General features: G+C 67.0%; 19 protein-coding genes. 11 read left to right on the forward strand and 8 right to left on the reverse strand.

Annotated elements, in window-relative coordinates; all coding sequences use genetic code 11:
- Window positions 1-28: 28 nt before the first annotated feature.
- Window positions 29-1,435, forward strand: a complete 1,407-nt coding sequence (locus tag E6G92_00120) for a M20/M25/M40 family metallo-hydrolase (protein TMJ18302.1) — start codon at window positions 29-31, stop codon at window positions 1,433-1,435.
- Window positions 1,436-1,583: 148 nt separating this feature from the next.
- On the opposite strand, the gene E6G92_00125 is transcribed toward E6G92_00120, so the two are convergent.
- Window positions 1,584-2,117: a hypothetical protein gene (locus E6G92_00125; GenBank protein TMJ18303.1), complete on the reverse strand. Its 534-nt coding sequence runs from the start codon at window positions 2,115-2,117 to the stop codon at window positions 1,584-1,586.
- Between the two features lie 193 nt (window positions 2,118-2,310).
- Between E6G92_00125 and mdh the strand changes: the two genes are divergently transcribed.
- The 6 genes from mdh (at window position 2,311) to lpdA (ending at window position 10,370) form a co-directional block, all read left to right on the forward strand.
- Window positions 2,311-3,273 carry a malate dehydrogenase gene (gene mdh / locus E6G92_00130; protein TMJ18304.1) on the forward strand — a complete coding sequence of 321 codons (963 nt, stop codon included), beginning with the start codon at window positions 2,311-2,313 and terminating at the stop codon, window positions 3,271-3,273.
- 101 nt (window positions 3,274-3,374) lie between these two features.
- Window positions 3,375-4,259 (forward strand): succinate--CoA ligase subunit alpha, encoded by an 885-nt coding sequence (gene sucD / locus E6G92_00135; protein TMJ18305.1) that lies wholly within the window; start codon window positions 3,375-3,377, stop codon window positions 4,257-4,259.
- Window positions 4,260-4,376: 117 nt separating this feature from the next.
- On the forward strand, window positions 4,377-4,664 hold the full coding sequence (locus E6G92_00140; GenBank protein TMJ18306.1) for a GIY-YIG nuclease family protein: 288 nt from the start codon (window positions 4,377-4,379) through the stop codon (window positions 4,662-4,664).
- A 113-nt stretch (window positions 4,665-4,777) separates the two neighbouring features.
- Window positions 4,778-7,558 (forward strand): 2-oxoglutarate dehydrogenase E1 component, encoded by a 2,781-nt coding sequence (locus E6G92_00145; GenBank protein TMJ18307.1) that lies wholly within the window; start codon window positions 4,778-4,780, stop codon window positions 7,556-7,558.
- A complete protein-coding gene (gene odhB, locus E6G92_00150; GenBank protein TMJ18308.1) occupies window positions 7,559-8,842 on the forward strand; it encodes a 2-oxoglutarate dehydrogenase complex dihydrolipoyllysine-residue succinyltransferase in 1,284 nt (427 codons plus the stop codon).
- 130 nt (window positions 8,843-8,972) lie between these two features.
- Window positions 8,973-10,370, forward strand: a complete 1,398-nt coding sequence (gene lpdA, locus E6G92_00155) for a dihydrolipoyl dehydrogenase (GenBank protein TMJ18309.1) — start codon at window positions 8,973-8,975, stop codon at window positions 10,368-10,370.
- Here the strand turns inward: lpdA and E6G92_00160 are convergent.
- Complete coding sequence (locus E6G92_00160) at window positions 10,286-10,486, reverse strand: hypothetical protein (protein ID TMJ18310.1); 201 nt, start codon at window positions 10,484-10,486, stop codon at window positions 10,286-10,288. The two genes, lpdA and E6G92_00160, sit on opposite strands and share 85 nt — an antisense overlap.
- On the opposite strand from E6G92_00160, the gene E6G92_00165 reads away from it, so the two are divergent.
- On the forward strand, window positions 10,485-11,114 hold the full coding sequence (locus tag E6G92_00165; protein TMJ18311.1) for a trimeric intracellular cation channel family protein: 630 nt from the start codon (window positions 10,485-10,487) through the stop codon (window positions 11,112-11,114). The genes E6G92_00160 and E6G92_00165 overlap by 2 nt on opposite strands.
- A 203-nt stretch (window positions 11,115-11,317) precedes the next feature.
- On the opposite strand, the gene E6G92_00170 is transcribed toward E6G92_00165, so the two are convergent.
- Window positions 11,318-11,944, reverse strand: a complete 627-nt coding sequence (locus tag E6G92_00170) for an N-acetyltransferase family protein (protein ID TMJ18312.1) — start codon at window positions 11,942-11,944, stop codon at window positions 11,318-11,320.
- A complete protein-coding gene (sppA, locus tag E6G92_00175) occupies window positions 11,860-13,740 on the reverse strand; it encodes a signal peptide peptidase SppA (GenBank protein TMJ18313.1) in 1,881 nt (626 codons plus the stop codon). The genes E6G92_00170 and sppA overlap by 85 nt, the downstream gene beginning before the upstream one ends.
- A gap of 192 nt (window positions 13,741-13,932) precedes the next feature.
- Here sppA and E6G92_00180 point away from each other — a divergent pair, with 192 nt between their 5' ends.
- Together E6G92_00180 and groL are read left to right on the forward strand one after the other, a co-directional pair.
- Complete coding sequence (locus tag E6G92_00180) at window positions 13,933-14,220, forward strand: co-chaperone GroES (GenBank protein TMJ18314.1); 288 nt, start codon at window positions 13,933-13,935, stop codon at window positions 14,218-14,220.
- 69 nt (window positions 14,221-14,289) lie between these two features.
- Window positions 14,290-15,936, forward strand: a complete 1,647-nt coding sequence (gene groL / locus E6G92_00185) for a chaperonin GroEL (GenBank protein TMJ18315.1) — start codon at window positions 14,290-14,292, stop codon at window positions 15,934-15,936.
- Window positions 15,937-16,132: 196 nt separating this feature from the next.
- Here the strand turns inward: groL and E6G92_00190 are convergent, their stop codons facing one another.
- From E6G92_00190 to E6G92_00205, 4 genes are all read right to left on the reverse strand, one after another.
- Entirely contained in the window at window positions 16,133-16,561 is a 429-nt protein-coding gene (locus E6G92_00190) for a hypothetical protein (GenBank protein TMJ18316.1), read from the reverse strand.
- Between the two features lie 50 nt (window positions 16,562-16,611).
- On the reverse strand, window positions 16,612-16,851 hold the full coding sequence (locus tag E6G92_00195) for a hypothetical protein (GenBank protein ID TMJ18317.1): 240 nt from the start codon (window positions 16,849-16,851) through the stop codon (window positions 16,612-16,614).
- A gap of 112 nt (window positions 16,852-16,963) precedes the next feature.
- Window positions 16,964-17,230 carry a circumsporozoite protein gene (locus tag E6G92_00200; GenBank protein ID TMJ18318.1) on the reverse strand — a complete coding sequence of 89 codons (267 nt, stop codon included), beginning with the start codon at window positions 17,228-17,230 and terminating at the stop codon, window positions 16,964-16,966.
- Between the two features lie 180 nt (window positions 17,231-17,410).
- Complete coding sequence (locus tag E6G92_00205) at window positions 17,411-17,857, reverse strand: hypothetical protein (GenBank protein TMJ18319.1); 447 nt, start codon at window positions 17,855-17,857, stop codon at window positions 17,411-17,413.
- Between the two features lie 235 nt (window positions 17,858-18,092).
- Here E6G92_00205 and E6G92_00210 point away from each other — a divergent pair, with 235 nt between their 5' ends.
- Window positions 18,093-18,851, forward strand: a complete 759-nt coding sequence (locus tag E6G92_00210) for a hypothetical protein (protein ID TMJ18320.1) — start codon at window positions 18,093-18,095, stop codon at window positions 18,849-18,851.
- The last annotated feature ends 48 nt before the right edge of the window (window positions 18,852-18,899 follow it).

The following is an 18,899-nucleotide window of genomic DNA, read 5'->3' on the forward strand; positions in this document are numbered from 1 at the left end:
TCCCGCCGCCTTCCAAGGGAGTTCCGCCATGCGCCTCGCACTCATCGCCGCAGCCCTGCTCTCCACCGCCGCGGCCGCCGCCACGGCCGAGGTTCCGGCCGATCGCTGGCACGCCAAGGCGCGCGAGATTTACGAGCATGCGATCTCGATCCCGACCGTTCAGGGGCGCGGCCAGGTGCCGGCGCTCGCCCAATATCTGCAGGAGCAGTTCCGCGCCGCAGGCCTGACCGAGGTCACCATCCATCCCTATGACGTGGTCCGCCCCGCCGATCACACCGCAGCCCTGATCCTGCGCTGGCCGGCGGCGCGTCCGTCGGGCCGCAAGGCGATGCTGATCATGGCCCATATGGACGTGGTCGAGGCGCGGCGGGCCGATTGGTCGCGCGATCCGTTCGAGCTCGGCGAGGTCGAGAATTATTTCTACGGCCGCGGCACGCTGGACGACAAGCAGGGCGTCGTCGCGGTCACCGCGGCGTTGCTCAGGCTCAAGGCCGAGGGCTTCCGGCCGAACCGCGACATCGTCGTCCTGTTCACCGGCGACGAGGAGACCGGCGGCAACGGCGCGAACCAGGCGGCGAACCAGTGGATCGACGCCTCGACGCTCGATTTCGCGCTCAACGCGGACGCCGGCGGTGGCGCCTTCCTCGCCGACGGGCGGCTGCTCGGCTTCGGCATCCAGACCGCGGAGAAGATCTACCAGAGCTACTTCCTCACCGCGACCAATCCCGGCGGCCACAGCTCGCGCCCGCGGCCGGACAATGCGATTTACGCGCTCGCCCACACGCTCGACCGGCTCGAGCATTACCGGTTCCAGCCGATGCTGAACGAGACCACGCGCGCCTATTTCCGCCACCGCGCCGAGAGCGCCGGCCCGGAGCTTGCCGCGGCGATCAACCGCTGGCTCGCCAACCCGAACGACGGCGAGGCCGCCGACTTCATCGAAGCCTCGGAGACCGAGGTCGGGCTGACCCGCACGCGCTGCGTCGCGACCCGGCTGGAGGGCGGCCATGCCGACAATGCGCTGCCGCAGCTTGCAAGGGCGACGGTCAATTGCCGGATTTTCCCGGGAGTCGATCCGGCGACCGTTCTGGCGACGATGCGCGAGCTCAGCGCCCCCGATCACGTCACCGTCGAGCCGGTCGATCCCGCCCACCCGACCGAGGCCTCGCCGCTGCGCGAGGACGTGGTCGGCGCCTACACCGAGGCGGTCCGCGCCCGCCATCCCGGCGCGGCGATCACTCCGGACATGAGCACCGGGGCGACCGACGGCCTCTATTTCCGGGCGCGCGGGGTTCCGGTCTACGGAGTCGACGGCTCATGGGTCGTGATCCCGGCCGACGAGCGCGCCCACGGCCGCGACGAGCGCCTGCCCGTCCGCGCCTTCTACGACGACGTCGACCACTGGACCGACCTGATCCGCCGCCTGGCGCGGTAGGACTGCTTTTCCCCTCCCCCTGAGGGGGAGGGTAGGGTGGGGGTTTACGGAGTCTGCGAATACTCGCGGACGTGGGGCCCCTTCACCCCAACCCTCTCCCCCTGGGAGAGGGAGCCTGCGGTGCCGCCATGACCGTCTAGGGGATCGCCTACTTCCCGCCCGCGTCGCCACCCGCCGGTTCCACCGCCGCGGAATCGGCCGGGTTGCAGCGCCAGTCGAACTGGTTGCTCGCCTCGTTCTGGCGGGTGACCGTGCAGTTGGCGCGGATCTCGGTGCCGCCGCTGTCGACGACGACGGCGTGGCCGGTCATGCGCATGTCGTCCTGCCGGGACAGCTCGACCTCCCTGACCTCGCCGTGCTGGGCGAGCGATTGCCTGATCGTGTTCTTCATCTGGTCGATCACGCGCTGGTCGATCGCCGGCAGGCACCGCCAATTGTAGGAGCCGGATTTGGTCGTGTCGGGTGTCGCGTTGCAGCGCAGCCGGCCCTCGCTGCCGTCGGCGGTCCTGATCTCGGCAAAGCCGACCATATTGTCGCCTTCCCGGGTCATCTCGACCTGGTTGACCGTGCCGTTCTTCGAAAGCTCCTCGCGGATGGCGTTTTCCATCCTGTCCTCGTCGCTGGACATCGAGCAGCCGGCAACCGCGAGCGCGCAGCCGAAATAGATCGCGATCTTCTTCATTTTCTTCCCCTTTCGCCATGACCGGATGAGTGAAGGCGGCAAGACTTCCCCTTTTCCCCGATTCGCGCAACCGGGGTCGATCCGGCGGCGGTTCGTTGCCCGTTGCCCCCCGCGCGCGAGGCGTCTAAGCGCAGCGCCACGTTCGGCCGCGCGCACGCGGCGCTCTCGTCTTGGAAAGGATCGGTAGGGGCCCATGGCTCGGAACAAGATCGCGCTCATCGGCGCCGGCAATATCGGCGGCACGCTCGCCCACCTCGCGGCGCAAAAGGAGCTCGGCGACATCGTCCTGTTCGACGTCGTCGAAGGCGTGCCGCAGGGCAAGGCGCTGGATCTCTCGCAATGCGGCCCGATCGACGGCACCGACGCGAAGCTGAAAGGCTCGCAGGATTATGCCGACATCAAGGGCGCGGACGTGATCATCGTCACCGCCGGAGTCGCCCGCAAGCCGGGAATGAGCCGCGACGATCTGCTCGGAATCAACCTGAAGGTGATGAAGGCGGTCGGCGAGGGGATCAAGGCGAACGCCCCCGATGCCTTCGTCATCTGCATCACCAACCCGCTCGACGCGATGGTCTGGGCGCTGCGCGAATTTTCGGGCCTTCCCCACCACATGGTCGTCGGAATGGCCGGAGTGCTCGATTCGGCCCGCTTCCGCACCTTCCTCGCCGACGAGTTCGGCGTTTCGGTGCAGGACGTCACCGCCTTCGTGCTCGGCGGCCATGGCGACACGATGGTCCCGATCGTCGAATATTCGACCGTCGCCGGAATCCCCATACCGGACCTCGTCAAGATGGGCTGGTCGACGAAGGAGCGGATCGACGCGATCGTCAAGCGCACCCGCGGAGGCGGCGGCGAGATCGTCGCTTTGCTCGGCACCGGATCGGCCTATTACGCGCCTGCGACCAGCGGAATCGAAATGGCCGAGGCCTATCTCAAGGACAAGAAGCGGCTGCTCCCCTGCGCGGTGAACCTCACCGGCCAGTACGGCGTCAACGACCTCTATGTCGGAGTCCCCTGCGTGATCGGCGCGGGCGGAGTCGAGAAGATCGTCGAGATCGAGCTCAACGCCGAGGCCAGGGCCAATTTCCAGGTCTCGGTCGACGCCGTGAAGGAGCTGCTCGAGGCGTGCAAGGCGATCGATAGCTCGCTGAGCTGAACCTGCTCCCCGGCGAAGGCCGGGGCCCAGGCGGCGCTATCGCGCCGCTCTTTGTTTTAGGACTGGACCCCGGCCTTCGCCGGGGAACGTGAAGGACAGGCATGAGCATTCTTGTCGATCGGAACACCAAGGTGATCACCCAGGGGATGACCGGCGAGACCGGCACTTTCCATACCGAGCAGGCGCTGGCCTACGGGACGAAGATGGTCGCCGGCGTGACGCCCGGCAAAGGCGGGCAGACCCATATCGGGCTGCCGGTCTACGACACCGTCGCCGAGGCGGTCGAGGCGACCGGCGCGAGCGCCAGCGTGATCTACGTGCCGCCGCCCTTCGCCGCCGACTCCATCCTCGAGGCGATCGACGCGGAGGTGCCGCTGATCGTCGCGATCACCGAGGGCGTTCCGGTGCTCGATATGGTCAAGGTCAAACGCGCGCTCTCGGGCTCCAGGTCGCGGCTGATCGGGCCGAACTGCCCCGGCGTGCTTACCCCGAACGAGTGCAAGATCGGGATCATGCCCGGATCGATCTTCAGGAAGGGCAGCGTCGGCATCGTCAGCCGCTCGGGCACGCTCACCTATGAAGCGGTGTTCCAGACGACCAATGCGGGCCTCGGCCAGACCACCGCGGTCGGCATCGGCGGCGATCCGGTCAACGGCACCAACTTCATCGACGTGCTCGAGCTGTTCCTCGCCGACGAGGAGACCAAGTCGATCATCATGATCGGCGAGATCGGCGGCTCGGCCGAGGAGGAGGCCGCCCAGTTCCTCGCCGACGAGGCGAAGAAGGGCCGCTCCAAGCCGGTCGTCGGCTTCATCGCCGGGCGAACCGCGCCGCCGGGGCGCCGGATGGGCCATGCCGGGGCGATCGTCTCGGGCGGGCAGGGCGGCGCCGAGGACAAGATCGCGGCGATGGAGGCGGCGGGGATCCGGGTCTCGCCGAGCCCGTCGGAGCTTGGGAGCACGCTCGCAGCGCTTTTGAAGGACTAGTTCCCCGGCGTAGGCCGGGGCCCAGGAGCGCCGTGAGGCGCTTCGACTATCAGGAAGAACGTCCGGCTTTCGCCGGCCTGGGCCCCGGCCTTCGCCGGGGAACAAAAGGAAGGACAGATGAACGGCGGCTTCGTCTACATCGTGGCCAGCCGGAAGAACGGGACGATCTATACCGGCGTGACCAGCGACCTTCCGAAACGGATATATGAGCACCGTGAGGGGTTGGTGAAGGGCTTCACGAAGGAATATGGCTGCAAATTGCTGGTGTGGTTCGAAGCGCACGACGATCTGCAGGAGGCGCGTCGCCGCGAATTGCAGATCAAGGAATGGAAACGGGCCTGGAAGATCAGGCTGATCGAGGAAGCTAACCTTGAGTGGGATGATCTCTATCCGACGCTTTTCTGAGCTGTTCCCCGGCGAAGGCCGGGGTCCAGGAGCCGAAGGCTTTCCTATGACGTTGTGGCTTTCAAACCCGGCTGTCGCCGGGGCCCGGACCCCGGCCTTCGCCGGGGAGCAGTATGATGACTGACCAAGCCGAGGGCCCCAGCTGGGCGCGCGACGATTGGCCATTGGTCGAGCTCGACGAGGTCAATGCCGGGCTCGATCCGACCCAGGCGACGATCCAGCGCGTGGCGGCGAAAGCGAAGGACGCCGCCGGCCCCGCCGCTTCGCAGGCCGAGATCGAGCAGGCCGCGCGGGATTCGATCGCCGCGATGATGCTGATCCGCACCTATCGGGTGCGCGGCCACCTCGCCGCCGATCTCGATCCGCTCCACCTCAGCCAGCGCGAGATGCCGGCGGACCTGACGCCGGAGTTCCACGGCTTCGCCGGAGCCGCGCTCGACCGGCCGGTCTGGCTCGGCGGGGCGCTGGGCCTGCAGAAGGCCAGCGTGCGCGAGATCGTCGAGATCCTTCGCCGCAATTACTGTGGGCGTGTCGGCCTCGAATATATGCACATCAATGACCTCGAGGAGCGGCGCTTCCTCCAGGAGCGGATGGAGGGCAAGGACGCCGAGATCAGCTTCACCCCCGAGGGCAAGCGGTCGATCCTGACCAAGGTCGTTCAGGCCGAGCAGTGGGAGAAGTTCCTCGCCCGCAAATATGTCGGCACCAAGCGCTTCGGCCTCGATGGCGGCGAGGCGATGGTTCCGGCGCTCGAGGCGGTGATCAAATATGGCGGCCAGTACGGAGTCGCCTCGATGGTCTTCGGAATGGCCCATCGCGGCCGGCTCAACGTCCTCGCCAACGTCATGGGCAAGCCCTACCGCGCGATCTTCAGCGAGTTCGCGGGCGGCGCCGCGAACCCGGAGGACGTCGGCGGATCGGGCGACGTCAAATATCACCTCGGAACCTCCTCGGACCGCGAGTTCGACGGGATCAGGGTCCATCTCAGCCTGGTGCCCAATCCGAGCCATCTCGAGGCGGTCGATCCGGTCGTCCTCGGCAAGACCCGCGCGCAGCAGGTCGCCAAAGGCGACAGCGAGGGCGACACGGTGCTCCCCGTGCTGCTCCACGGCGATGCGGCCTTCGCCGGGCAGGGCATCGTCGCCGAATGCCTCGGCTTTTCCGGCATCCCCGGCTATTCGACCGGCGGCTGCCTCCACTTCATCATCAACAACCAGGTGGGCTTCACCACCTCGCCCCAGTTCGGCCGCTCCTCGCCTTATCCCTCGGACGTCGCCAAGGCGATCCAGGCGCCGATCCTCCACGTCAACGGCGACGATCCCGAAGCGGTCACCTTCTGCTGCAAGCTTGCGATCGAATATCGGCAGAAGTTCAACCGCGACATCGTCATCGACATGTGGTGCTACCGGCGCTTCGGCCACAATGAGGGCGACGAGCCGAGCTTCACCCAGCCCTTGATGTACCAGGAAATCCGGCAGCACCCACCGGTCTCCGCGCTCTACGCCGCGCGGCTTGAGCCGGAAGGGGTCATCGCCAAGGGCTGGGTCGACGGCGAGGTCGCGGCCTTCACGGCCTTGCTCGAGCAGGAGTTCGAGGCGGCCAAATCCTATCTGCCGAACAAGGCCGACTGGTTCGAGGGCGCTTGGTCCGGCCTCGGCAAGCCCAAGGCGGCGATCACCGAGCGGCGCAACGTCGCCACCGGCTGCTCCGAGGAGATTCTGCGCGACGTCGGCCGGACTCTGACCACGATCCCCGAGGGGCTCCAGGTGCACAAGACGCTCGGCCGGATCGTCGACGCCCGGCGGGAGATGTTCGAGAGCGGCGCCGGATTCGACTGGGCGACGGCCGAGGCGCTCGCTTTCGGCACCTTGCTGCGCGAGAACCATCCGGTACGCCTGTCCGGCCAGGACAGCGGCCGCGGCACCTTCAGCCAGCGCCACGCCGTCTGGGTCGATCAAAGCGACGGGCACAAATTTATCCCCCTGACCCAGGTGGGCCCCGCCCGCTTCGAGGTGCGCGACAGCCCGCTGTCCGAATTCGGCGTGCTCGGCTTCGAATATGGCTGGTCGCTCGCCGATCCGCAGACGCTCGTATTGTGGGAGGCGCAGTTCGGCGATTTCGCCAACGGCGCTCAGGTGATCATCGACCAGTTCATCGCCGCCGGCGAGGCCAAGTGGCTGCGCGCGTCTGGCCTCGTCCTCTTGCTTCCGCACGGCTACGAAGGGCAGGGGCCCGAGCATAGCTCGGCGCGGCCCGAGCGCTTCCTCCAGCTGTGCGCCGAGGACAATATGCAGGTCGCCAACTGCACCACGCCGGCCAACTATTTCCACCTGCTCCGCCGTCAGATGCACCGCGATTTCCGCAAGCCTTTGGTGGTGATGACCCCCAAGTCGCTGCTTCGGAACAAGAGCGCCGTGTCGAGCCTCGGCGATTTCGCCGGGGAGAGCCACTTCATGCGCATCCTCTCCGATCCCAGCCCGCCGAAGGATTCGGACGTGAAGCGGCTGGTGCTGTGCACCGGCAAGCTCTCCTACGAGCTGATCGAGGCGCGCGACAAAGCGGGAGACGCAACCACCTCGATTGTCCGCATCGAGCAGCTCTATCCCTTCCCGGGCGAGGCCTTGCTGGCGCGGCTCAAGCGCATGACCAACCTCGAAGAGGTGATCTGGGCGCAGGAGGAGCCGCAGAATCAGGGCTATTGGGCCCATGTCGCGCCGCGCATCGAGCGCCGGCTCGGCGAGGCCGGGCTGAAGCCCAAGCGTCCCGTTTACGCCGGCCGCTCGCCCGCCGCGTCGCCGGCGACCGGTCTTGCCAAGCGCCACGCGGCGGAGCAGGCGGCCCTGATCGCCGACGCGCTCGGCCAGTCGACGACTGCACAAAGGAAAGCGAGCTAAATGGCGACTGAAGTCAAAGTCCCGACTCTGGGCGAATCGATCACCGAGGCGACGCTCGGCGCGTGGCTCAAGCAGCCTGGCGACGCGGTCGCCCAGGACGAGCCGATCGCCAGCCTGGAGACCGACAAGGTCGCGGTCGAAGTGCCCTCGCCGGTCGCGGGCACGATGGGCGAGCAGCGTGCGGGCGTGGGCGACACGGTCGCCGTCGGAGCGGTGATCGCCACCGTGGAGGCCGGCGCCGCCGCGACTCCGGTCAACCCCCAGGGCGCGGGCGAGAATATCGCGCCGAAGGAGGCGCCGCCCGCTGCCGCTCCCGCGGAAGAGGAGGATGAGGAGGCGCCGCATCTGACGCTCTCCCCCGCGGTGCGCCGGATCGTGCTCGAGCACCATCTCGATCCGTCTAAGATCAAGGGCACCGGCAAGGACGGCCGCCTGACCAAGGACGACGTGCTTGCCGCCGCCGAGAGCCAGGAAAATGGTTCCCCGGCGAAGGCCGGGGCCCAGGCGCCGCAGGCGGAAGCCCCGTCGGCTCCGCAAGCCGCGCCCGCGCCAACCAGGGCCTCGACCCCGGCCTCCGCCGGGGAACGGCGCGAGGAGCGCGTCCGCATGACCCGCCTCCGCCAGACGATCGCCAAGCGGCTCAAGGAGGCGCAGAACACCGCCGCCCTGCTGACGACGTTCAACGACGTCGACATGACCGAGATCATGGCCGCGCGAAGCCGCTACAAGGATTTGTTCGAGAAGAAGCACGGAATCCGCTTGGGCTTCATGGGCTTCTTCGTGAAGGCCGCCGCGCTCGCCGCGCGCGACGTTCCCGCGGTCAACGCGTCGATCGACGGCGAGGAGATCGTCTATCACGATTATATGGACGTATCGGTCGCTGTCTCCGCGCCCAACGGCCTCGTCGTCCCCGTCCTCCGCGACGCGCAAGGCCTGAGCTTCGCCGAAATCGAGAAGAGGATCGCCGACTTCGGCAAGCGCGCGAAGGACGGCACCCTGAAGATCGAGGAGATGCAGGGCGGGACCTTCACCATCTCCAACGGCGGCGTGTTCGGCTCGCTCCTTTCGACCCCGATCATCAACCCGCCGCAGAGCGCGGTGCTCGGAATGCACCGGATCGAGGAGCGCCCGGTCGTCCGCGACGGCCAGATCGTCGCCCGGCCGATGATGTACCTCGCGCTCAGCTACGACCACCGCCTGGTCGACGGCCGCGAGGCGGTCACCTTCCTCGTGCGGATGAAAGAGGCGCTGGAAGACCCGACGCGGTTGCTGATCGATTTGTGAGAAGAAAAATTGTGCTCCGGCGAAGGCCGGAGCGCTGGATGGAGCGCGATGCGACCGGGAGAGAAAACCCTCGTCCAATTGCGCGGGTGGCCAACGCTCCGGCCTTCGCCGGAGCACCAAAGGATAGAAAATGGCAGACACTGACTTCGACGTGATCGTGATCGGCGCCGGGCCCGGCGGCTATGTGGCCGCCATCCGGGCCGCGCAACTGGGCCTCAGGACGGCCTGCGTCGAGAGCCGCGAGACGCTCGGCGGCACCTGCCTCAACGTCGGCTGCATCCCGTCCAAGGCGCTTCTCCATGCTTCCGAGCTCTACGAGGAGGCGCATTCGGGCGCGCTCGCCCAGTGGGGGGTGAAGACCTCGGGCCTGGAGCTCGATCTCGGCGCGATGCACGGCACGCGGCTGGAGGCGATCAAGGGGCTGACCGGCGGCATCGCCTTCCTGTTCAAGAAGAACAAGGTCGAGTGGCTCAAGGGCCACGCGAAGTTCACCGCCAAGGATACGATCGACGTCGCCGGCAAGGCCTACACGGCGAAGAACTTCGTCATCGCCACCGGCTCCAGCGTCACCCCGCTGCCGGGCGTCGAGATCGACCACGAGCGGATCCTCGATTCCACCTCGGCGCTCGAGCTGGACCGGGTTCCGGAGACGATGGTCGTCATCGGCGGCGGCGTGATCGGGCTCGAGCTCGGCAGCGTCTGGCGGCGGCTCGGCGCGAAGGTCATTGTCGTCGAATATCTCGACCAGATCCTCCCCGGAATGGACGGCGAGGTGCGCAAGGAATGCGCCAAGATCTTCAAGAAGCAGGGCTTCGACATCCGCACCTCGACCAAGGTGACCGGCGCCAAGGCAGGCGAGAAGGGCGTAGCCCTGACCGTCGAGCCCGCCGCGGGCGGCGACGCCTCGACGATCGAGGCGGAGGTCGTCCTGGTCTCGATCGGCCGCCGGCCCAATACCGACGGGCTCCAGCTCGACAAGGCCGGGCTCGCGGTGAACAAGCGCGGGCAGATCGAGACCGACCATGACTTCCGCACCTCGGTCGCCGGCATCTGGGCGATCGGCGACGTCATCCCCGGCCCGATGCTCGCCCACAAGGCGGAGGACGAGGGAATCGCGGTCGCCGAGAATATCGCCGGCCTGACCGGAATCGTGAACCACGAGGTGATCCCGTCGGTCGTCTACACCATGCCGGAGATCGCCGGAGTCGGCCTCACCGAGGAGGATGCGAAGGCGCAGGGCTATGAGGTGAAGACCGGCAAGTTCCCGATGATGGCCAACAGCCGCGCCAAGACCAACCGTGAGGGCGACGGCTTCGTCAAGGTGATCGCCGACGCCAAATCGGACCGGGTGCTCGGCGTTTGGATCATCGCCTCCGTGGCCGGAACGATGATCGCCCAGGCCGCCCAGGCGATGGAGTTCGGCGCCACCAGCGAGGACATCGCCTACACCTGCCACGCCCACCCGACCCACAGCGAGGCGGTCAAGGAAGCGGCGATGGCGGTGACCGGCAAGCCGATCCATATCTGACGCGGCGTCGCAACCGCCCCGTCATTCCCGCGAAAGCGGGAATCCCGCTGCTCTTCGGAAGAAGCTGGACCCCCGCTTTCGCGGGGGTGACGCAGATGTGGTAGCGTGGCGCTCATGCCCCCCGCCTCCCTCCCCGAAGCCCTCGGGCCGGTCCTCGACTGGCTCAACTATGCCGGAATTGCCGTCTTCGCCGCGTCGGGGGCGATGCTCGCGGCGCAGCGCAAGCAGACGTTCGTCACCTTCGTCTTCTTCGCGGTGGTGACCGGAGTCGGCGGCGGGACGGTGCGCGACCTGCTGATCGGCGCGCCGGTCTTCTGGGTCCACCACAATGCGACGCTGGCCATCTGCCTCGGCGCTGCCGCGGCGGTGTGGCTGGTGTCGGCGCGGCTGTGGCCGGCCAGGGCCATGCTCTGGTTCGACGCCGCGGGCCTTGCCGCCTTCTCGGCCTATGGCGCTGCCAAGGCGCTCGCCTTCGGAATCGCGCCGGTTCCGGCCTTCGCGATGGGGGTGTTGACCGGCTGCCTCGGCGGAATCATACGCGACGTGCTCGCCGGCGATCCTTCGATCCTGATGCGGCCCGAGCTCTACGTCACCGCCTCGGCGCTGTCGGCGGCGCTGTTCGTCGGCCTCGCTTTGGCGGGGGTTCCGGGCGGCGTTGCGGGCATCGCCGCCTTCCTCGCCGGCTTCGCGCTGAGGGGCGCCGCCATCTGGCGCGGCTGGTCGCTGCCGGCCTATTCGCGCTAGAGTCCGGCTCGATGGGCTTCGACCGATCTGCGTACAATTTCAGAGTCATCCCCGCGAAAGCCGGGACCTATGAACACAGGTCATTGAGGAGACGCTCAGCTTCGGAAGCGCAATTGCACTGTCCGAGTTCATGGGTCCCGGCTTCCGCCGGGATGACTCCCAAGGTCAGACCATCCACCTGAATTTCTAATCCTGTGCGGACCCTAGCCGCGCCAGACCATTGAGACCGGTTTCGGCTCTTCGGGCCGGGTCGAAAGCGGGGCCAGCGCGCGCTGCCACAGGCCGACGCTGCGCCATTCGCGGAATTTGAAGCCGACCTTCTCGTAGGTTCCCGCCTGCCGGAAGCCCACGCTTTCGTGGAGCCTGACGCTCGCTTCGTTGGGCAAGGTGATCGCGGCGATCGCCTGGGCGAAGCCCTGGCCTTCCAGCAGAGGCAGCAAGGCGCGGTAGAGCAGGGTGCCGGTGCCGCGCCCGCTCATCCCGTCGGCGAGATAGACCGTGGTCTCGACGGTGAAGCGATAGGCCGGCCGCGCGCGGAACGGGCAGGCATAGGCGTAGCCGATCGCGGCCTCATCCTCGCCGCAGGCGGTCAGCCATGGATAGAGGTCCCCGCCCTCCGCGATTCGCCGCGCCATCTCGGCTTCGTCGGGCGGCTCGGTCTCGAACGAAACGACCGTGCCGGCGACGTAGGGCGCGTAGATCGAGGCGATTGCCGCCGCGTCGTCCGCGGTGGCGCGCCGGATCTTCACCCCCGCCAGACCATCGCCATCAACTGCGTCCACAGCGACCCGCTCGCCGCCGCGCGCGGGGCCGGGGCGATCGGCGGGCATTCGAGGCAGCGGGCCTGGATCGCGGGTCCCGAAAGCAGCTGCTGAGCGTCGTGGAGCGCGCGCTGGATCATGATCTCGGGGCGGTGGGCGAGCCGGGCGAAGGCGTCGCGCGCCTGGTCGTCCTGGTCCTCCTCGTCGCGGGCCGCGTCGGCGAGGATCTGGCCGAGCCAGCCGGGCTCGCGCTCCAGGAACCGCGGCTGCGCGTCGGCGGGGTCGATATGCGCCCGGCGCGCCGCTTCGGCGATGGCGTCGTCGAGGCTTCCGAAGCGGTCGACGAGGCCGAGCTGGCGGGCAGTGCCGCCGTCCCACACGCGGCCCTGGGCGATCTCGTTGACCCGCGCCGGCGGCAGGTGGCGAGAGCGGGAGACGAGGCCGATGAAGCGCCGGTAGGTCGTCTCGACCCCCATCTGGAGCAACTGGCTCGCCTGGGGGGAGGGGCCGCGCAGCAGGTCCGGCTCGCCCGAGAGCGGAGTCGTTCGCACGCCGTCGGCGCCGACCCCCAGCTTCTCGAGCGTTCCCTGGAAGCTCGGAAGGATTCCGAACACGCCGATCGAGCCGGTGATCGTCGAGGGCTCGGCGAAGATCACGTCGCCGGCGGTCGCGATCCAATAGCCGCCCGAGGCGGCGACCGAGCCCATCGAGACGACCACCGGGATGCCGCGCCTTTTGGCGCCGACCACCGCCCGCCGGATTCGCTCCGAGGCGGTGACCGATCCGCCCGGCGAATCGATCCGGACGACCAGCGCCTTGATGTCGCCGCGCTCCAGCCCGCGCTCGAGATTGCCGGCGACGGTCTCGCCGCCCGCCGTCCCGGCCGGCGCGTTGCCGTCGACGATCTCTCCGGCGACCGTCAGCACCGCGATCTCGCCGCCCGAATCGCTCGCCGGATGGTCGTCAATCCAGGCATCGTAATGGACCGCGCGGTAGCTGTCGGGCTCGTCCGGGTCGTCGGTGCCGGCAAGCTCGGCCATCCGCTGCCCGAACTGGGCGCGGCCGCCGATGCGGTCGACCAGCCCGGCGCGAAGCGCCGCCTGGGCCATGTCGCCGCCCGCGGCGGTGATCGCGGCCGGCGTGTCGGCGACATATTGGGCGATCTGCGCGCGCGGCCGCGCCTGTCGCACGTCCTGCTGCCAGGTGCCCCAGAGAGCGTCGGCGAGGGCCTGGGCGGCGCGGCGGGCCTCGGGCGACATGTCGCTTCGCGTATAGGGCTCGACCGCCGACTTGAACGCGCCGACCCGGTAGACGTTGGCGGTCACCCCGAGCCGCTCGAGCAGGCCGGCATAATAGAGGTTGCTTCCGCCCGGGCCGGCGATGAGCACCGCGCCCAGCGGATCGAGCCAGATCTCGTCGGCATGGGCGGCGAGCTGGTAGGTGTCGTCGCTATAGCCCGTGGCGTAGGCGACGACGCGCTTGTCGGCGCGCCGAACGCGGTCGAGCGCCTCCCCGACATTGGCGATCGCCGTCTGGCCGCCGCCGGTGAACAGGTCGAGGTCGAGGGCGACGGCCTGGATGTCGTCGTCGGCCGCGGCGGTGTCGAGCGCGTGGATCAGCTCGCTCACCCGATATTGGCGGGTCACGGGCGTTCCGCCGACCAGGTCGAAGGGGTTCCGTTGCGAGGGCTGCTCGACGATCGCTCCGGAAAGCTCGAGGCGCAGGGCGCCGCGCTCGGCGCTGTCCTTGTGCGGGCTGGCGGAAAGCGCCGCGTAGAGGCCGCCGAAGAAGATCAACATGAAGATCAGGACGAGCGCGTCCTTGATCCCGACCAGCACCTTCCACGCCTTGCCCAGAAACCTCATCGTTCCGCCGCTCCTTTGCCCTTCCGGGGCTAGACGAGGCCCCGTGCGCTGTAAATGGGAGGCGCGGCGAGCCGAGCCAAGTGCCGCCGTCGAGTCCTTGACCTGTCATGCGCAAGCCCTACATGGGCGTCATTGGCACTCGCCCCGCGTGAGTGCTAACAAGTTTTCTACGCCCATGAGAAAGGTGACTCTATGAAGTTTCGACCGCTCCACGATCGCGTCCTCGTCCGTCGCGTCGAGGCCGAGGAGAAGACGGCCGGCGGGATCATCATCCCCGACAGCGCCAAGGAAAAGCCCCAGGAGGGCGAAGTCGTCTCCGTCGGCACCGGCGCCCGCAACGAAGCCGGCGAGATCCACCCGCTCGAGGTCAAGGCCGGCGACAAGATCCTGTTCGGCAAGTGGTCGGGCACCGAGGTCAAGATCGACGGCGAGGACCTGCTCATCATGAAAGAGAGCGATATCCTCGGCATCGTCGGCTGAATTTGAGAGCGCGCTGGCCCATGGTCAGTGCGAACATTCGGAACATTCAAACCTGAAAGGTAAGCCAACATGGCAGCCAAAGACGTACGTTTTTCGCGCGACGCCCGTGAGCGCATCATGCGCGGCGTCGACATCCTCGCCGACGCGGTGAAGGTCACTCTCGGTCCCAAGGGCCGCAACGTCGTCCTCGACAAGAGCTTCGGCGCTCCCCGGATCACCAAGGACGGAGTCACCGTCGCCAAGGAGATCGAGCTTAAGGACAAGTTCGAGAATATGGGCGCGCAGATGCTGCGCGAGGTCGCGTCGAAGACCAACGACCTGGCCGGCGACGGCACCACCACCGCCACCGTTCTCGCCCAGTCGATCGTCCGCGAGGGCATGAAGTCGGTCGCGGCCGGCATGAACCCGATGGACCTCAAGCGCGGCATCGACATCGCCGTCACCAAGGTCGTCGAGGACCTCAAGAACCGCTCCAAGCCGGTCGCCGGCTCGAACGAAATCGCCCAGGTCGGAATCATCTCGGCCAATGGCGACACCGTCGTCGGCGAGAAGATCGCCGAGGCGATGGAGAAGGTCGGCAAGGAAGGGGTGATCACCGTCGAGGAGGCCAAGGGGCTCGAGTTCGAGCTCGACGTCGTCGAAGGCATGCAGTTCGACCGCGGCTATCTCTCGCCCTACTTCATCACCAACCCCGAGAAGATGCAGGTCGAGCTTACCGATCCCTACATCCTCATCCACGAGAAGAAGCTCGGCAACCTTCAGGCGATGCTCCCGATCCTGGAAGCGGTCGTCCAGTCGGGCCGTCCGCTGCTGATCATCGCCGAGGACATCGAGGGCGAGGCTCTGGCCACGCTCGTCGTCAACAAGCTGCGCGGAGGCCTCAAGGTCGCGGCCGTCAAGGCTCCGGGCTTCGGCGATCGCCGCAAGGCGATGCTCGAGGACATCGCGATCCTGACCAACGGCGAGATGATCTCCGAGGACCTCGGAATCAAGCTCGAGAACGTCACCGTCCCCATGCTCGGCCAGGCCAAGCGAGTCACCATCGACAAGGACAACACGACGATCGTCGACGGCGCGGGCGAGCACGACCGGATCAAGGCGCGGGTCGAGGCCATCCGCCAGCAGATCGAGAACACCACCAGCGACTATGACAAGGAGAAGCTCCAGGAGCGCCTTGCCAAGCTCGCCGGCGGAGTGGCGGTGATCAAGGTCGGCGGCTCGTCCGAGATCGAGGTCAAGGAGCGCAAGGACCGCGTCGACGACGCGCTCCACGCGACCCGCGCCGCGGTCGAGGAAGGCATCGTCCCCGGCGGCGGCACCGCTCTCCTTTACGCCACCAAGGCGCTGAAGGGCCTCAGCGGCGCCAATGACGACCAGACCCGCGGCATCGACATCATCCGCCGCGCTCTGCAGTCGCCGATCCGCCAGATCGCCGAGAATGCGGGCAGCGACGGCGCCGTCGTGGTCGGCAAGCTGCTCGACGGGGACGACGAGACCCAGGGCTTCAACGCCCAGACCGACGTCTACGAGAACCTGGTCACCGCCGGCGTGATCGACCCGACCAAGGTCGTCCGCACCGCGCTCCAGGACGCAGCCTCGGTCGCCGGCCTGCTCATCACCACCGAAGCCGCGGTGAGCGAGATGCCCGAAGACAAGGCTCCCGCCGGCGGCATGGGCGGCGGCGGAATGGGCGGCATGGGCGGCATGGACTTCTGATTTCGCACCGGCGCAGCGCTCTGGCGCTGCGCCGGAGACGAAATCGGAACGGACGGCGGGGCGGTCGGCCCGAAGCCGACCGAACCCGACCGACGGCGCGGATTCACTCCGCGCCGCCGCACCGAAAAAAAGAGGGCCGGGGAGAAATCTCCGGCCCTTTCTTATTGTCCGTCGCTTCCGCAAGCGGCGCGTTTCCTCACCTGGGAGGGGGCACGGGAATAAGCGGCGGCGATCCTGTCTCGGCGTCAGGATCGACCAATCGGACGGCGAGGTTGGTGATGAACGTCAGCGGATTCCTGCCTCCGCCATAGCCGGCATCCGCCATTTCCGCCTTGCTGCAGCGGTGCTGGTCCTGGAATATGCCGCAACCGCCGGTGGCGATCGGGTCGGCCGAAGGTCTCGGGACCTCGCCCCTCATATTCCCGGCGCCGAAGAGCGCGTTTGTCCGGCCGAGCTGGGGAAGGCGGTAGCGGTCGCGGTCGCGTCTGTTGCCGCACACGACGATCTCGTCGTCCGGCCGCGAGGCGCTGCACGGATCGATCCTGTCCAGCACGCGAAAGCGGGCGACGGCGTCTTCCGCCCTGTCCTGGGCGAGCGCCGCGGGCGAGGCCAAAAGCGAAGTCACGGCGGCAAGCGTGACGCGCCTTGCTCGGGCGCGTCTGCCGGCTCGATCCGTCACTGCCCGTTGCCGGCCGCTTCGTTCGCCTCCGCCGCATTCTCCTCGGCGGCGATCTCCGCCTCGTTGGCGGTCAGCGAATCCGGGGACACGTCGAACACATTGTCGTCGAGCATCGCCGCGGCATTGTCGAGTTGGCGCTCCTCCTCCTCGCTGAGGCCGCCGCCGCGGTCGTTGCCGCGCCCGCAGGCCGCGAGAGCGAGGAGGGCAGCCAGGCCGGCGGTCGTCAGGCGCTTCATATCCGGTTTCTCCACCGCATCGAGCGCACTCTAACCCGATCGGCGGGCAAAGAAAAAGGGCCGCGCGCCTTGGCGGCGCGCGGCCCTCGTCCCGAATAAGCTCGAAAGAAGCTTACTTGGTCTCGTTGCTGACGGCGTTGCCGACGTCGGCGCTCGCGTTGGCGGCGGCGCCGGTCGTGGCGTCGGTCAGGTTGGCGGCGGCGTCGTTGACGTTGCCGGCAGCGTTCTGGACGTCGGCGGACGCGTTCTCGAGCGTGTCGGTCGCGGCGTTCATCGCGTCGGTCTCGTTGGCGGTGGTGTTGTTGGCGGCGGTGTTGCCGCCGCAGGCGGCGAGGCCCAGCGCGGAAACGGCGACGAGGGTGAGAGCGATCTTCTTCACTGGATAGTTCCTTCGATTGGTTGCGAGTGTTGCGAGGAGAACCCCTAATCGCTGGACGAGGCGCCGAAAGAGCAGCTCAGGCCCTCCTCAGGCCTCCCAGCAGGCGGCGATATTAGGGGATGCCGGCGGGTGAGTCTAGAGTTTCTCTACTATTGTGGTTAGGAAGCCCTCGATCCCACTTTAATGCGTAGAGCGCCGGTTGCTAAACGCCTTCTGATCTCCGCGCTGTGCCTCTGGCTCGATCAGCGGAAAGCTCCGCTCGCTGAGATAGCTTTTGATCGTATCCCTGACCGTTGCGCGGACGAGCGCATGCGGGATCGTATCCCCATTCTTCCAGCGATAGAAGGTGCTCAGCGCCACTCCGAAGACGGCGGCTGCATCGCGCTTGTCCGAAAACTGGCGCGAGAAAAACTCGATGAGATCGGCAAAGCCGTCCGAATTGCGGGGGTCGTACAACTGGACCATTTGGCTCCAAATGCGGAACTCCAGTTCCGAAGCCTGGCGGGCCGCCGAGCGAAAAGATTCGAAGTCCCTGTTCTCCAGTTTGAACACGGCCAGCGACGCTAGTTGGGAGTAATCGCAACTGTGCACTTCAGCGCCTAGGTCCGTCTCGGCACGTTGGTCCATGTTAGCCTCCACGTTGTTCAAAAGTTGCCAAAAAACATCGCGCGGCAGTCGCACGAGCTTGGGACGCGCACCCTTAACCTCCTCAAGGAGAAAATCAACCCACAGTGCAAAAGATTCGCAGCATGCGAGAAACCTCTTGCCGCAAAGGTCAATCGCCTGTATCGACAGGGGTCCACTCCTGAAAGCCTTCGGAGTGTGGTGGAATTCGGTTGGCTCTTGGCTTGGGAGAAAGCAGATGGACCATCGTCCTCGCGGCCTCGTGATAAAAGTCGAGCCGGCAACGGACAACAACTATCCGAAGGTCCGGGACCTGTGGCTCGACAGCGGCGAGCATAATGTTGATGTCCGGGGTTCGGCGGAGGCGCTCGAATCCGGTGCGCTGCAAGTCTTCAAGGTGGGTGAGGATATCATAGCGACCGGCGGCTTTTATGCCTATGCGAAGGGCCGTTTCACTGAACTGGGCTCCAGTTGCTGGCTCGAAGCCTATCGTGGTCTGGGTGGCGCGGACGTGTCGGTCTGCTTCAGGGCTGTCCTGGCTTCACTTTATGAGCCCGGCACACTGATCACGACGGAGCATTATGAGACTTCCACCAAGAGCGCCCGCGTCCTGCTTCGCAATGGTTTCGAGGAACTTTCGCTGATCCCCTTGGAAATGCACGAGCATGCCCTCTCCGCTAATGCATCCCAGCGCGTTCGACATCTTGCGCTGTCCCCGTGGCGCGTACCTCGTTGCGCGCGCCAACTGCTCCGATGGATTAACGGAGAGCCGGCCACCGAAAGCCCGATCGGTCCGGTCTTCGAATTCTCGCGGGCATACGGATTCGACAATCCGGCCTTCCGGGCCGCAATTGAGCGTCTTGCAGGTGGAGATACCGAGGTTATCGGGCATTATGGCGATCCGCCGCTTACTCTGGAGCAATGGGTTTCCGAGAAGGCAACCTCGCCCATTCTTACGCAAGAGAGCTTTCTGACGCTTCTGCACCGTCCCCACTAAGCTATCTCACGGATCGGCTTGTCTACCAAGTGGCGCCGACCGTTCTGT

This window comes from Alphaproteobacteria bacterium (genome assembly GCA_005883305.1).
GTDB lineage: Bacteria > Pseudomonadota > Alphaproteobacteria > Sphingomonadales > Sphingomonadaceae > Allosphingosinicella.

Bases quoted from the DNA above. Each gene is read 5' to 3' on its own strand.
- E6G92_00120 (TMJ18302.1), top strand. From the start codon at position 29: ATGCGCCTCGCACTCATCGCCGCAGCCCTGCTCTCCACCGCCGCGGCC.
- E6G92_00125 (TMJ18303.1), bottom strand. From the start codon at position 2,117: ATGAAGAAGATCGCGATCTATTTCGGCTGCGCGCTCGCGGTTGCCGGC.
- mdh (TMJ18304.1), top strand. From the start codon at position 2,311: ATGGCTCGGAACAAGATCGCGCTCATCGGCGCCGGCAATATCGGCGGC.
- sucD (TMJ18305.1), top strand. From the start codon at position 3,375: ATGAGCATTCTTGTCGATCGGAACACCAAGGTGATCACCCAGGGGATG.
- E6G92_00140 (TMJ18306.1), top strand. From the start codon at position 4,377: ATGAACGGCGGCTTCGTCTACATCGTGGCCAGCCGGAAGAACGGGACG.
- E6G92_00145 (TMJ18307.1), top strand. From the start codon at position 4,778: ATGATGACTGACCAAGCCGAGGGCCCCAGCTGGGCGCGCGACGATTGG.
- odhB (TMJ18308.1), top strand. From the start codon at position 7,559: ATGGCGACTGAAGTCAAAGTCCCGACTCTGGGCGAATCGATCACCGAG.
- lpdA (TMJ18309.1), top strand. From the start codon at position 8,973: ATGGCAGACACTGACTTCGACGTGATCGTGATCGGCGCCGGGCCCGGC.
- E6G92_00165 (TMJ18311.1), top strand. From the start codon at position 10,485: ATGCCCCCCGCCTCCCTCCCCGAAGCCCTCGGGCCGGTCCTCGACTGG.
- E6G92_00160 (TMJ18310.1), bottom strand. From the start codon at position 10,486: ATGAGCGCCACGCTACCACATCTGCGTCACCCCCGCGAAAGCGGGGGT.
- E6G92_00170 (TMJ18312.1), bottom strand. From the start codon at position 11,944: ATGCCCGCCGATCGCCCCGGCCCCGCGCGCGGCGGCGAGCGGGTCGCT.
- sppA (TMJ18313.1), bottom strand. From the start codon at position 13,740: ATGAGGTTTCTGGGCAAGGCGTGGAAGGTGCTGGTCGGGATCAAGGAC.
- E6G92_00180 (TMJ18314.1), top strand. From the start codon at position 13,933: ATGAAGTTTCGACCGCTCCACGATCGCGTCCTCGTCCGTCGCGTCGAG.
- groL (TMJ18315.1), top strand. From the start codon at position 14,290: ATGGCAGCCAAAGACGTACGTTTTTCGCGCGACGCCCGTGAGCGCATC.
- E6G92_00195 (TMJ18317.1), bottom strand. From the start codon at position 16,851: ATGAAGCGCCTGACGACCGCCGGCCTGGCTGCCCTCCTCGCTCTCGCG.
- E6G92_00205 (TMJ18319.1), bottom strand. From the start codon at position 17,857: ATGGACCAACGTGCCGAGACGGACCTAGGCGCTGAAGTGCACAGTTGC.
- E6G92_00210 (TMJ18320.1), top strand. From the start codon at position 18,093: ATGGACCATCGTCCTCGCGGCCTCGTGATAAAAGTCGAGCCGGCAACG.